10 protein-coding genes are annotated in these 12,885 nt (G+C 45.4%); 7 read left to right on the forward strand and 3 right to left on the reverse strand.

The genetic code is table 11. From position 1 onward, the window contains the following. Positions 1-92: 92 nt before the first annotated feature. Entirely contained in the window at positions 93-1,820 is a 1,728-nt protein-coding gene (locus ACFPFU_RS12050; RefSeq protein WP_377064806.1) for a phospho-sugar mutase, read from the reverse strand. A 182-nt stretch (positions 1,821-2,002) separates the two neighbouring features. On the opposite strand from ACFPFU_RS12050, the gene ACFPFU_RS12055 reads away from it, so the two are divergent. Together ACFPFU_RS12055 and ACFPFU_RS12060 are read left to right on the forward strand one after the other, a co-directional pair. Beyond that, on the forward strand, positions 2,003-2,425 hold the full coding sequence (locus ACFPFU_RS12055) for a hypothetical protein (RefSeq protein WP_377064808.1): 423 nt from the start codon (positions 2,003-2,005) through the stop codon (positions 2,423-2,425). Between the two features lie 59 nt (positions 2,426-2,484). Then, positions 2,485-4,104: a glycoside hydrolase family 99-like domain-containing protein gene (locus tag ACFPFU_RS12060; RefSeq protein ID WP_377064809.1), complete on the forward strand. Its 1,620-nt coding sequence runs from the start codon at positions 2,485-2,487 to the stop codon at positions 4,102-4,104. Here ACFPFU_RS12060 and trpS read toward each other — a convergent pair. After that, complete coding sequence (gene trpS / locus ACFPFU_RS12065; protein WP_377064810.1) at positions 4,101-5,075, reverse strand: tryptophan--tRNA ligase; 975 nt, start codon at positions 5,073-5,075, stop codon at positions 4,101-4,103. The genes ACFPFU_RS12060 and trpS overlap by 4 nt on opposite strands. A gap of 70 nt (positions 5,076-5,145) precedes the next feature. Here trpS and ACFPFU_RS12070 point away from each other — a divergent pair, with 70 nt between their 5' ends. Then, positions 5,146-6,243 carry a DUF1573 domain-containing protein gene (locus ACFPFU_RS12070; protein WP_377064811.1) on the forward strand — a complete coding sequence of 366 codons (1,098 nt, stop codon included), beginning with the start codon at positions 5,146-5,148 and terminating at the stop codon, positions 6,241-6,243. Here the strand turns inward: ACFPFU_RS12070 and ACFPFU_RS12075 are convergent. Beyond that, complete coding sequence (locus ACFPFU_RS12075) at positions 6,236-7,444, reverse strand: acyl-CoA dehydrogenase family protein (RefSeq protein ID WP_377064813.1); 1,209 nt, start codon at positions 7,442-7,444, stop codon at positions 6,236-6,238. The genes ACFPFU_RS12070 and ACFPFU_RS12075 overlap by 8 nt on opposite strands. A gap of 128 nt (positions 7,445-7,572) precedes the next feature. On the opposite strand from ACFPFU_RS12075, the gene ACFPFU_RS12080 reads away from it, so the two are divergent. The 4 genes from ACFPFU_RS12080 to gyrB all read left to right on the forward strand — a co-directional run bounded on the left by ACFPFU_RS12080 (position 7,573) and on the right by gyrB (position 12,815). Beyond that, complete coding sequence (locus ACFPFU_RS12080; protein WP_377065197.1) at positions 7,573-8,541, forward strand: tryptophan 2,3-dioxygenase family protein; 969 nt, start codon at positions 7,573-7,575, stop codon at positions 8,539-8,541. Positions 8,542-8,627: 86 nt separating this feature from the next. Beyond that, positions 8,628-10,217: an NAD(P)/FAD-dependent oxidoreductase gene (locus ACFPFU_RS12085; RefSeq protein WP_377064815.1), complete on the forward strand. Its 1,590-nt coding sequence runs from the start codon at positions 8,628-8,630 to the stop codon at positions 10,215-10,217. 55 nt (positions 10,218-10,272) lie between these two features. Continuing rightward, entirely contained in the window at positions 10,273-10,644 is a 372-nt protein-coding gene (locus ACFPFU_RS12090) for a CoA-binding protein (RefSeq protein ID WP_377064817.1), read from the forward strand. A 212-nt stretch (positions 10,645-10,856) separates the two neighbouring features. Continuing rightward, positions 10,857-12,815 carry a DNA topoisomerase (ATP-hydrolyzing) subunit B gene (gyrB, locus tag ACFPFU_RS12095; protein WP_377064819.1) on the forward strand — a complete coding sequence of 653 codons (1,959 nt, stop codon included), beginning with the start codon at positions 10,857-10,859 and terminating at the stop codon, positions 12,813-12,815. Positions 12,816-12,885 lie beyond the last annotated feature (70 nt).

A 12,885-nucleotide genomic window follows, 5' to 3' on the forward strand; every position in this document is an offset into this window, starting at 1 on the left:
AAAAAGAAGGCAGCCGGGGATCTTTTGCCCTGCCGCCTGCCTTCTTTTTATTTTAAAGTTTAGGCTATACGTCTAATCTCCAAGAAATTCTTCTACTCAAAGAATTTTTTCAGTGCCTCAATCCGTCTCTCCAGAGAAGCCTCTACCGCCCTATAGGCTTCCCTGTCAGGGAGTTTTTCGTTGACAGAAATGTAGTATTTTATTTTGGGTTCTGTGCCCGAAGGGCGGGCTGAAATTTTGCCGCCGTCTTCCAGATAAAACTGGATCACATTGGATTTGTCAAGGTCAAGAGGTGCTTCGGTACCGTTTATCATATCATAGACCTTGCTTTCCGATACATCGATGATTTTGATAACCTTTATACCGTTGATGGTTTTGGGGCGGTTGGACCTGAAACCATGCATCAACTGTTGAATTTGTTCGGCACCGTCCTTTCCTTTCTTTGTAATGGAGATCAGAGATTCTTTGTAGAACCCGAACTGCATGTATATTTCTGCCAGAACATCTATGAGGATTTTACCTTTCGATCTGTAATAGGCCACTATTTCTGCCACTATCGCGCAGGCGGATATGCCATCTTTGTCTCTGGCAAAATCCCCCACCAGGAAGCCATAACTTTCCTCCCCTCCGGCAATGAACTGCTTTTTGCCTTCATTGGCCAATATTATGGAGGCAATATTCTTGAAACCGGTCAGGACAGAATAATACCTGACATCAAAGCCATCACATATTTTTCCGATCAGATCCGTGGTGACAATGGTGCTGACGACAAATTGTTCTCCGGTAAGTCTGCCCTTTTCCCTCCATTGATTGAGCAGATAATAAGTAATGATGGCCCCGGTCTGGTTTCCGTTTAAGAGTTCATATTCTTTTTTTTCGTTAGGGATTACGGCTGCATACCGGTCCCCGTCAGGGTCGCAGGCCAACACCAGGTTCGCCTGGATTTCTCTGGCAAGTCTGATGGAAAGATCCAACGCTTCCGCTTCTTCGGGGTTGGGGTATTTGACCGTGGGGAAATTGCCATCCGGTTCGATTTGTTCTTTGACCACATGGATGTTTTCAAATCCGAATACTTTTAATGCGGCCGGAACCATTTTGCCCGATGCGCCATGAATGGGGGAAAACACGATCGTCATGTCTTTTTGGGTAAGGATCGCCTCTGGAGACATGCTTAGTTTTTTAACCTCATTGAGGTATACCAAATCAAAATCCTCCTCAATGAATTCTTTGAGGGCGTCGTTTTTGTCCCATTTTACCTCATCAGCCGATTTTATTTTCAGGACCTCATTGATGATGTTTTTGTCATGGGGGGCCACTATCTGGCCACCATCTTCCCAGTATACTTTGTATCCGTTGTATTCTTTTGGGTTGTGGGAAGCAGTCACCATGACGCCGCTCTGACAGCCGTAATGCCTGATGGCAAATGAAAGCATAGGTGTAGGCCGCATTTCACGGAAATATTTGACTTTGATGCCATTGGCTGTCATTACATTCGCAGTCGTCTCCGCAAAGAGCGTGTTGTTGATCCTTGAGTCATGGGTGATGGCCACTTTTATTTCCTGCCCGGCAAAACTTGTTTTGAGGTAGTTGGCCAATCCCTGGGTCGCCATGCCCACCGTATAAATATTCATGCGGTTGGAGCCCACTCCCATAATACCCCGTAACCCCCCGGTGCCAAATTCCAGGTCCCGGTAGAAAGCATCTATAAGTTCGGTTTGGTTCTCCGCTGCCAATAAATCCTGAATCTCTTGCTTACTTTTGGGGTCAATATTACTGTTGAGCCAAGATTCGGCTTTTTTGATAATTGATTCGTCAGTCATATTTTGGTAAAAAGTTTAGTGATCAATGAGATAATACGAATCGAAAATATAGTAATTAATGTGGATTAAAGTATAATTTAGTCAGAATTAATTTGAATGTAGCTTTCTGAATATAATTTTTAATTTTCCGTTTTGGATTATCTTTTCAGATTCTATACCTTCATGTTCATAACAGTATTTTTATGGATTTAAATAAACTTGACAAAGACCTTACCAGGATAGTAGAACTTAGGATCAGGCTTAGCCAGACCACCTATGCTGATCCTGACTATGATGAAATAGAAGAGGAACTTCACGACCTGGAAGATACCTTAAATGAGGAGTTTGGGGAAGATCTCGAAAGGGAGTTGGAGGCTATTTATGATGCCTTGGATTCTGACAACGAGGTGCTTTTGCCTTCGGCTTACCTGGCCAACAAATATGTGCCTATGCAGGCCGATGCCAGGGGAGTCGTGTCTTATGAAGTACAGGGAATGGAAGGTGTCCCCATTGAATCTGAACAGTTTGATGGACAGGATGTGAGGATTGCATTGGTTCCTAATCCGGCAAGGTTTGTGATGGTGATCAACGGAAGGTCCCTTAAGGATCTGTGGAGATCACGTTGAGGTTTTATAAAAAACAATACCTCGGCCGCAAATAGCATTTTTGGGTAGATTGGATGCCTATGAGAAGAGGATTTAATACGTTCCTATTTTTTATGTCGGCTTGTGCTGCCTTCCTATCTTGTGCTGGGTTTTCCCATATTTTAACCCAGTCAGGCACGGATAAGGAAAGGATGGAAAAAGATGCGGGTGGCAAGGGAAATTCTTCCGGAGATGAGGAAACAGGAGACCGGGTCACTTCTTCCCAATTGAGAAAGGTGGGGGAAACGGAAAAGGTTCAAGTTGGGGTTTATTTTATGCCTTCCTGGAATACTTCCGCAGACCGGAAAATTGACAGGGATAGTTTTTGGGAGTGTTTGAAGGGAAGAGAAAATTGCTCTTATCTTTATGATCAGGCCTCTTGGGGCCCAAAAGGGCGGATATATAGCCGGCAATATCCTTATGAGGGGCCTTTTCTGGATAAAAAACCCATTCCTGAACTTAAAGGGTTTTATAGGAGGGATGATCCGGAGGTAGCAAAAAAACAGCTTGAATACATGAAAGCCTATGGCATAGATTTTTTTGCCTATAATTGGTTTTTTGGAAGGCATTATTATTACCACATGCATTTTGCCCCCCAGGCACGCTTGTTTTATCCAGAGGGGTGGCCGGTGGACAGTAAAAGAGATGGAAGGGTAAAAGTACCCGGTCTCGAAGAATGGGACGGTCAACTCAAGGTCCTTCTTGCCGAAAATGAAAAACTTCCTGCTGACCGGCAGATGAAATTTGCCATCAACTGGTGTGACGACAGCGAGAGCCGCTGGACCCAATGGTTGGCCATGGCTTCTCCTGGAAACATCAAGACACGTATCAATTACCCCGGCGAAAACCCTGATAAAAACCTGTATCTCCAGGTTCATGACAAAATTACCTTAACGTGGATCCATCAGTACTTTAAGAGAAAAGACTATTTAAAAGACGAAAGGGGAAGACCCATTGTGTATTTTTATTTTCCACATGATACGGAGGCCCGGGCTTCTTATTACGGTATAAGCTTAGGGGACCTTTTGAAAAGATCCCAGGACCTGGCCAAAAAAGAGGGTTTTCCTGGGATTAAATTCATCGCGGTAACCTCGGGGGCCATGACCGAGCGGTTGAGGCCTTATGCCATGCCGACCACATGGAGACCAAATGACCCGAATAAACCATGGGCAGGAGGCACCTACGGTAATAGGATGTTGTTTCAGGATTATGTCCCAAGGTTAAAAAAAATGGGATTTGAAGGAATGACAGGGTACCTTTACCATAATTTTTATGATCAGGAGAACAGAAGTTACCAGGATATGAGAAAAACATATCGTGGTCATTGGCAAAAGTGGAGCGAATATTATAAAAACGACCCCGGCTTTGAGTACCAGGTGCCGGTGGCTATGGGATGGGACAGGAGACCTGCCGGTGGGACTTGGCCACAGCAGACGGGTGTGCCCAGTGAACCTCAAAAAGACCGGGTAATCAGCAATAAGGCTACATTTAAGGCAAAATTGGAAGAAGCCAGGAAGGTGATCTTATCCCATAAAGAAAACAACGGCAATACCCTCATGGTATGTTGTTGGAATGAATACCTGGAAGGGAACCATATTGAACCTACTGAAGGGCATGGATTCGGTTACTTAGAAGCCATTCGTGAGGTGTTTATGCCTTAACGGAAACCAAGTTTTCGACGGATCCTGTCCAAAAGATGGGCAGCTGTTTCTTTTGCTTTCCTCTCTCCTTCGGCAAGTTTTTTTTCGAGTTCTTGCGGGTTGGATATAAAATGATTGTACCGCTCCCTCTGTTCTTTATATTTTTCCAGTATTAGGGAAAGCAGTTCTTTTTTCGCATGTCCATAGCCAAAATTACCTCCGAGGTATTTCTCCCTTAGATCGGCGGTTTGTGCTTTTTCAGCCATCAGACTGTAAAGTTTGAACACCGTACAGGAATCCGGGTCCTTGGGCTCTTCCAACGGCGTGCTGTCGGTGATGATGGCATTGATATTCTTTTTAAGGGCTTTTTCAGGAAGAAATATGTCTATGTAGTTGTTGTAGGACTTGCTCATTTTCTGTCCGTCGGTACCGGGAATGATCATCACTTCTTCACTGATTCTCGGTTCGGGTAAAGTAAGCAGTTCTTCCTCCATTTTGTGATTAAAGGTGCTGGCAATATCTCTGGTGATTTCCAGGTGTTGCAGCTGGTCTTTTCCCACCGGGACAAGGTCAGCCTCATAAAGCAGAATGTCAGCAGCCATCAGAACAGGATAGATAAAAAGCCCCGCATTGACATCGGAAAGGCGATCGGATTTATCCTTGAAACTATGGGCGTTGGCCAGCATGGGGTAGGGCGTGAAACAGCTCAGGTACCAAGTGAGTTCGGTGACTTCGGGAATTCTGGATTGCCTGTAAAAAACAGTTTTGTGGATATCCAACCCGAATGCCAACCAGGCAGCAGCCACTGCACGCACGTTTTCCTCTCTTTCTTTTCCATCTTTGATGGTGGTAAGGGAGTGCATGTCGGCAATAAATATGAATGATTCGTTGTTCTCTTTTTTTGTGAGCTCTATGGCGGGGACGATGGCGCCCAAAATATTTCCGAGATGGGGTTGTCCTGAACTCTGTATTCCTGTTAATACTCTAGCCATTGGTAAATTTTTGCCGCAAATTAAACAAATAAAGAGATAATTTGGGCTTATTTTCACGTTATTTGCAAGTATGGAAAAGCAAGGTTTTTCGGTTTACATGTGTATCCTGATCTGGTTTGTGCCGTTGGTGGCTAGCAGCCAGGTAGTTGGAAACAGCCCTTTGGTGTGGGAAAACAATATCATTAATTTAGGGGCGGTCTTGGAAGAGAATGGGGAGGCGACAGCCGAATTTTATTTTGTAAATAAAGCGGATTTTCCGGTTTACGTGGAGGATGTGATCACGGATTGTGGTTGCACTGCTGCGGAGTATACTACAGACACTTTATTCAAGGATAAAATAGGTTTGGTGAAGGTCAGGTTTGATCCACAGTCAAGGGGCGGGTCCTTTTCAAAAATGGTGCTTGTCCGCACCAATATCGACACGGATGGGGATTCTTTGTTTTTGGAAGGGATAAACGTCCCCATGCCGGGGGATGTCCAAAAGCATTACAAAGTGAACAAAGAAGGTCTGGGATTTGCCCTTCCCGTGATCAACCTGGGAACGGTTTTTACGGATAAGCCGAAAGTCAAACCTTTGGATTTTTATAATTTTAATGATTATCCGGTACAATTGAACCAAGTTCAGCAAGACCTTCCAGAGCATATTAAGGTCAGGATGATTCCTGCTGTCGCCCAGCCCAAATCGAGAGCCGTACTGGAAATTACCTATGATCCCGCCATGGCAATGGACCTAGGCTTTTTACAGGAAGAATTTAAACTGTCTCTATTGACCTTTGAAAAAAAAGACATAACGCTGAACTTGGTCACCACCGTTCATGAACATTTTGATCCTGTGCCCGTAACGGAAATCGACAACCAGCCCAAACTTCGAATCAAGGAAAATGAAGTGGATCTTCAGAAAATCCGGGCCTCGAATTCAGTTTCCAGGATTATCACCATGGAAAATGCCGGCGCACAACCTTTAAACATCCGTAAAATCGTCACAAACTGCGGTTGTTTGTCCTATGATGTTCCAAAGTATGATTTGGAAGTCGGTGAAAAAATGGACCTTGTTCTTACCTTTGATCCCCGGGGAAGGCGTGGGATAGATCATAAAACCCTGACGATATTCAGCAATGATCCCCTGAATCCCACCCAGACGGTAGTCATCAAAAGCAGGATTAATTAAAGGCCTGGATCCCGGTGATTTCCTGACCCAATATGAGCAAGTGAATATCGTGGGTGCCTTCATAGGTAATGACAGATTCCAGGTTCATCATGTGGCGCATGACAGGATATTCTCCGGTAATTCCCATTCCGCCGAGAATCTGACGTGAAGTTCTTGCCACTTCCAAAGCCATGGACACATTATTTCTTTTGGCCATCGAAATCTGGGCGCTGCTGGCCCTTCCCTCATTCATCAGCGAGCCGAGTCTCCAGTTCAACAGCTGGGCTTTGGTGATTTCCGTAAGCATTTCCGCCAGTTTTTTCTGTGTAAGCTGGAATGCCGCTATGGGTTTTCCAAACTGCATTCTTTGCAATGCATATTTTCTGGCGGTTTCATAACAGTCCATGGCCGCACCGACAGCCCCCCAGGCGATACCATATCTGGCGGCGTCCAAACACATCAGGGCTGCTCCGAGACCGCTTTTTAGCGGTAACAGGTTTTCCTTTGGAATGACCGCATCCTGAAAGACCAGTTCACCTGTGCAGGACGCCCTCAAGGACCATTTGTTATGGATTTCAGGGGCTGTGAATCCCTGCGTTCCTTTTTCAACCAGAAGCCCATGGATCCTTCCCGACTCATCTTTGGCCCATACCACAGCCAGATCTGCGGCGGGTGAATTGGAAATCCACATTTTGCTGCCGTTTAGCAGGTAATGGTTTCCATTATCTTTAAAAGTAGTCACCATTCCACCTGGATTGGAGCCGTAATCCGGCTCGGTGAGCCCGAAACAGCCGAGAAGCTCACCTGTTGCCAACTTAGGGAGGTATTTGCTTTTTTGCGCTTCCGAGCCGAACTTAAAGATAGGGTACATCACCAATGAGCCTTGGACCGAGGCGGTGGACCGAATGCCCGAATCCCCTCTTTCCAGCTCCTGCATGATGAGACCATAGGAAATGTAATCCAATCCTCCACCTCCATAACTTTCAGGGATTTGAGGCCCAAATGCCCCAATCTTACCGAGCTTTGGCACTATATCCAGAGGGAAATGGGCTTCCTGTGCCCATTTTTCCACATAAGGGGATATCTCTTTTTTTACAAAACTTCTGATGCTATCCCTTATAAGCACCTGTTCATGGGTATAAAGCGCTTCTGTCTGGTAAAAATCCACCCCGTTGAAGTCGTCTTTGCCCGGGTGGGGTTGTTTGGGGCTAAATCTGTCCATGTGGTTTGGTTATTTGGCTTTTTAAAATGATTTTTACGTTTTATAAGGAGGTTACGGAGACGGAAAAACCTCCTATTGAATTAAATCATAAGATATCAGAAAAACCAGCTTACCTGAAAATATTTGAAATGGACCGGGAATATTCCAAAAAGGAAATCATAGAAAAGATCAAATTGCTGGAAGAAAAATTCAGGTCATCCGGACAGGACCTGTCTTCTTACCTGGAAGGACTTTTGCATGCGGATTACCTCAATTACTGGGATTATATCAATGTGGATACACTCTTGACCTTACAGCAGCCCAGAACTTCATTTAAGGATGAAAAAATCTTCATCATCTATCATCAGATCACCGAACTTTATTTTAATCTTATTCTTTGGGAACTGGATCAGATGGCTGAGGTGGAAAAAATCTCCCTTGATTTTTTTAAAGAAAGATTAAATAGGGTCATTATGTATTTTGATTTATTGATATCCTCCTTTGCAGTGATGTGGAAAGGAATGGAAAGGGAGCAATTCATGAAGTTCAGAATGTCGTTACTGCCTGCCAGCGGGTTTCAAAGCGCCCAGTATAGGATGATTGAGATCATGTGTACGGACATTCAAAACCTGGTTTACCTTCAGGAAAGAGAGGATTATAGGGATATCAATCTGACGAGCATAGACAGCCTTTTTGATATTCTCTACTGGCAGTATGGTGCCACGGAGCTTGCTACCGGAGAAAAAACACTTACGCTGAAATCATTTGAAAAAAAGTATGGTAAGAAGCTAAAAGAACTCATCGCAAAATTTCAAAAGAAAAACCTTTGGAAAAAATACCTGTACATGCAGGAAAAGGATGAGAAGCTGACGGACCTTATGCGTGAACTGGATCTTAAAGCCAACGTATATTGGCCGCTCGCCCATTACAAATCGGCAGTCCGTTATCTGCAGAAAGACCCTATGGACATAGCGGCCACCGGAGGAACCAACTGGCAGAAATACCTGCCTCCCCGCTTCCAAAAGGTAATATTTTATCCGGATTTATGGACAGAGGAAGAAAAAGCTGAATGGGGAAAGGGGTGGGTCCTCCAGGAGGTTTTCGGAGAATCAAGCTGAAAAACGAAATCATGATGATGGATGCTTATGTCTCATTGATGTGACGGCTTAACCGTGATCTTTTTTAAGGATAAATACTTTAACCAATGAAAAAAGAACTGCAATTTGTCCTTTCCCCAAAAGAGGCATACGATGAAGAAGGGTTTCGACAAGTTGTGACCCGTCAAATACAGCCAGGCAAAGAAGATGATGTTGTTATCCGGCAAGTCCGGAGATCCATCGATGCGAGGAGCCGAGATGTAAAAATCAACGTCACAGCAGAAGTATTTGTAAATGAACTCCCGCCACCCCTTATCCGGGCTGAAAAAAACTACCCCCATGTTTCACAGTCAGAACCCCTTATCATCGTCGGGGCCGGACCGACGGGGTTGTTTGCAGCGTTGAGAGCAATAGAACTTGGTGCTAGGCCGATTGTGCTGGAGCGGGGTAAGGATGTACAATCAAGAAGAAGGGATCTTGCGGCCATCAACAAAGAGCACATTGTCAACCCGGATTCCAATTACTGTTTTGGAGAAGGTGGTGCGGGCACTTATTCTGATGGGAAACTGTATACCCGTTCCAAAAAAAGAGGTGACGTCCGGAGGATAATGGAAATCCTGGTGGCGCATGGGGCAAGAGAAGATATACTGGTAGATGCTCATCCGCATATCGGTACCAATAAACTGCCAGTGTTGGTAGCGGCACTTCGTCAATCCATAGTGGATGCCGGGGGAGAGATTTATTTCGAAACCAAGGTCACGGACCTGGTTATCCAGGGGAATGAAATTCAGGGAGTGGTTACCCAATCCGGCGATAAAATCCTTGGAATGGGGGTGATATTGGCAACGGGGCATTCTGCCCGGGACATATTCCGCTTGTTGGATAGCAAGCAGGTATTAATAGCGTCAAAGCCATTTGCGCTCGGAGTCAGGATTGAACATGAGCAGGCACTGATAGACAGCATCCAATACCATTGTGAAAATGACCGCGGGCCGTATCTTCCGGCTTCCTCGTACAGTCTGGTACAACAAACCATGTATCAGAAAAAGCAACGTGGGGTATTTTCGTTCTGCATGTGTCCGGGTGGTTTTATTGTTCCGGCCGCCACCGCTCCCGGGGAGGTTGTGGTGAATGGCATGAGCCCAAGTAGGAGAGACGGTAAATTCGCCAACTCAGGGATAGTGGTAGCGGTTGAATTGGAGGATTTGGACGCCTATCACAAATATGGACCATTAGCAGCGATGAGGTTTCAGCAGGAAATAGAAAAGTCGGCCTGGGTAGCAGGAGGAAAGACCCAGACCGCACCGGCTCAGCGGATGGTTGATTTTATGGATAAAAGGGTCAGCAGTACTTTATTGCCCACATCCTATCAGCCGGGACTTGCCTCCGTGGGCATGGATGATGTGCTGCCGGCGTTCGTTGCAGAGCGGCTGAGGCAGGCATTCGATGCGTTTGGCAAAAAAATGAAAGGTTATCTCACCAATGACGCCCAGATTATTGGGGTGGAAAGCAGGTCCTCTTCTCCGGTGAGGATTCCAAGAGATAAGGATTCTTTTGAACACCCTCAGATCGCCAGGTTGTACCCCAGCGGGGAGGGGGCAGGCTATGCAGGGGGGATTGTCTCAGCGGCCATGGATGGCGAACGCTGCGCAGAAAAACTTTTGGAAAAGTATTTTTCTAAGCGAATAATAAATTAGGTCTGAAATTTGTCATTAGCATCGGACGAACACTTAACAACGATTGGTTTTTAATATGAATGAAAGGAAAACAGTGATTATAGGGGCTTCTCCGAACCCATCCAGATATGCCTACGTGGCTGCTCAGATGTTGAAAGAAAAAAGTGTGCCTTTTGTTCCGGTAGGAATAAAAAGGGGGGAGGTGGGGGGTGAAACCATCCAGGATCTTAGGTTAAAGCCGGCGATAGAGGATGTACATACGGTTACCCTTTACCTTGCTCCAAAAAATCAAAAAGAATGGCAGGAGTATATCCTTTCTCTCCGGCCCCGCCGGATCATCTTCAATCCTGGCACGGAAAACCCGGAGTTGATGGAATCGGCCCGTGCCCATAACATAGATGTTGTCCCTGCCTGCAGTTTGGTAATGCTCAGTTCGGGTCAGTATTGATGCTGTGCTAAAAACTACAAAAACCGGGGCGTAAAAAAACCAGCTTTAACGGCTTGTTTATCGGGTAAATGGGGCAAAATCCAGGGATACATGATTGCCGGAACTAATCCGGGAAATAAGGTGCATTCTTCCATTTTTTTCCATATTTTTGCATGCAATTTGGTTTTTACTTCCGTATAGGTAGTGGCTATACCAATGCCGTAAAACATTCTATGAATAAAGAACAAGAGTTGAAGAAAAACGAATATTCTGCCCAAAACATACAGGTACTGGAAGGTCTTGAGGCTGTAAGAAAAAGGCCGGCCATGTATATTGGAGATATTGGAGTAAAAGGACTTCATCATTTGATATGGGAGGTTGTTGATAACTCAATAGATGAGGCGCTTGCCGGACATTGTGACACCATATCCGTCACCGTGCATGAGGACAATTCTGTCACCGTGGAGGACAACGGGAGAGGGATTCCGACCGATTTTCACACCAAGGAAAACCGGTCAGCATTGGAAGTGGTAATGACAGTCCTGCATGCCGGCGGTAAATTTGATAAAGATACTTACAAAGTTTCCGGAGGTTTGCACGGGGTTGGGGTTTCCTGTGTGAATGCGCTTTCATCCTACCTGAAGGCGACGGTCCATAGGGGGAACAAAATTTTTGAACAGGAGTACAGCAGAGGGGTTCCCCAATACCAGGTGAGGGAGATAGGGACCACTGATAAAAGAGGGACTATCGTCCATTTTAAGCCGGATGCGGAGATATTTCATACTTTAGAATACAAATACGATACCATTGCCACCAGATTGAGGGAAATGGCTTTTCTTAATGCCGGCATACGGTTGCACCTGACGGATTTGAGGGAAAAGGATGAAGAAGGGAACTACAGGTCCGATGAGTTTTATTCAGAGGGTGGATTGGTAGAATTTGTGGAATATTTGGATGAGACCAAACAGAAGATCATTGAAAGCCCCATTTACATAGAAACAGAAAAAGGCGGAGTGCCTGTGCAGGTGGCAATGGGATACAATTCCTCTTTTAATGAGAATGTGGTATCCTATGTCAACACCATTAACACCTATGAAGGGGGCACACATGTCTCAGGTTTCAGAAGGGCTTTGACCAGAACTTTAAAGGGATATGCCGATAAATCCGGAATGCTGGATAAGGTGAAAATCGAAATTTCTGGAGATGATTTCAGAGAAGGGCTGACGGCGGTTATTTCTGTCAAAGTGGCTGAACCGCAGTTTGAGGGACAGACCAAAACCAAATTAGGTAATTCGGATGTTACGGGTGCAGTGGACAGTGCCGTCTCTGAGACCTTACAGGTGTGGCTTGAAGAGCACCCTAAAGAAGCCAAAATTATAGTGGGTAAGGTTATTCTGGCAGCCCAGGCGAGACATGCGGCCAAAAAAGCCAGGGAAATGGTGCAGCGGAAGAACGTGCTGGGGGGCGGAGGATTACCGGGTAAACTGGCGGATTGTGCCAATTCAGACCCTTCTGTGTGCGAACTGTATCTCGTGGAGGGGGATTCCGCAGGCGGATCTGCCAAACAAGGCAGGGACAGGGATTTTCAGGCCATATTGCCTCTTAAGGGTAAAATCCTGAACGTGGAAAAAGCACATGAGCACAAAATTTATGATAACGATGAAATAAAAAATATCCTCACGGCATTGGGGGTGAAGTTCGGAACGTCTACTGATGAAAAGGAACTGGACCTTTCCAACCTCAGGTATCATAAAATCATCATCATGACGGATGCCGATATTGACGGTTCACATATCCGTACCCTGATCCTTACTTTGTTTTTCAGGTATATGCGGGCACTGATTGAAAACGGTTACGTATATATCGCCCTTCCACCGCTTTATCTATTGAAAAGAGGTAAGGAAGAAAGGTATTGTTGGACAGAGGAAGAAAGAAAACAAGTGACCCAGGAGTTGGCTCCGGACGGTAAAGTGGAAAGTGTAGGCATCCAACGGTATAAAGGTTTAGGGGAAATGAACCCCGAACAGCTTTGGAACACGACTATGGACCCGAACACAAGGACATTGAAGCAGGTAACCATAGAGTCTGCTGCTGAGGCCGATCACCTTTTCAGTATGTTAATGGGGGACGAGGTGGCTCCGAGGAGGGACTTTATCGAGAAAAACGCCAAATATGCTAAAATAGACACCTAAAAACGGTTTTTCTCGGGAAACAAAAATTGAAGGGGGCTGTATAGCCCTTTTTTTATTCTCTGATTAATTT

Source organism: Negadavirga shengliensis (genome assembly GCF_042652345.1).
In the GTDB taxonomy this organism is placed as follows: Bacteria; Bacteroidota; Bacteroidia; order Cytophagales; family Cyclobacteriaceae; genus Negadavirga; species Negadavirga shengliensis.

Excerpts from the sequence above, each read along its gene's own strand:
- ACFPFU_RS12060 (WP_377064809.1), top strand. The coding sequence starts at position 2,485 with ATGAGAAGAGGATTTAATACGTTCCTATTTTTTATGTCGGCTTGTGCT.
- ACFPFU_RS12050 (WP_377064806.1), bottom strand. The coding sequence starts at position 1,820 with ATGACTGACGAATCAATTATCAAAAAAGCCGAATCTTGGCTCAACAGT.
- ACFPFU_RS12070 (WP_377064811.1), top strand. The coding sequence starts at position 5,146 with ATGGAAAAGCAAGGTTTTTCGGTTTACATGTGTATCCTGATCTGGTTT.
- ACFPFU_RS12085 (WP_377064815.1), top strand. The coding sequence starts at position 8,628 with ATGAAAAAAGAACTGCAATTTGTCCTTTCCCCAAAAGAGGCATACGAT.
- ACFPFU_RS12080 (WP_377065197.1), top strand. The coding sequence starts at position 7,573 with ATGGACCGGGAATATTCCAAAAAGGAAATCATAGAAAAGATCAAATTG.
- trpS (WP_377064810.1), bottom strand. The coding sequence starts at position 5,075 with ATGGCTAGAGTATTAACAGGAATACAGAGTTCAGGACAACCCCATCTC.
- ACFPFU_RS12090 (WP_377064817.1), top strand. The coding sequence starts at position 10,273 with ATGAATGAAAGGAAAACAGTGATTATAGGGGCTTCTCCGAACCCATCC.
- ACFPFU_RS12055 (WP_377064808.1), top strand. The coding sequence starts at position 2,003 with ATGGATTTAAATAAACTTGACAAAGACCTTACCAGGATAGTAGAACTT.
- ACFPFU_RS12075 (WP_377064813.1), bottom strand. The coding sequence starts at position 7,444 with ATGGACAGATTTAGCCCCAAACAACCCCACCCGGGCAAAGACGACTTC.
- gyrB (WP_377064819.1), top strand. The coding sequence starts at position 10,857 with ATGAATAAAGAACAAGAGTTGAAGAAAAACGAATATTCTGCCCAAAAC.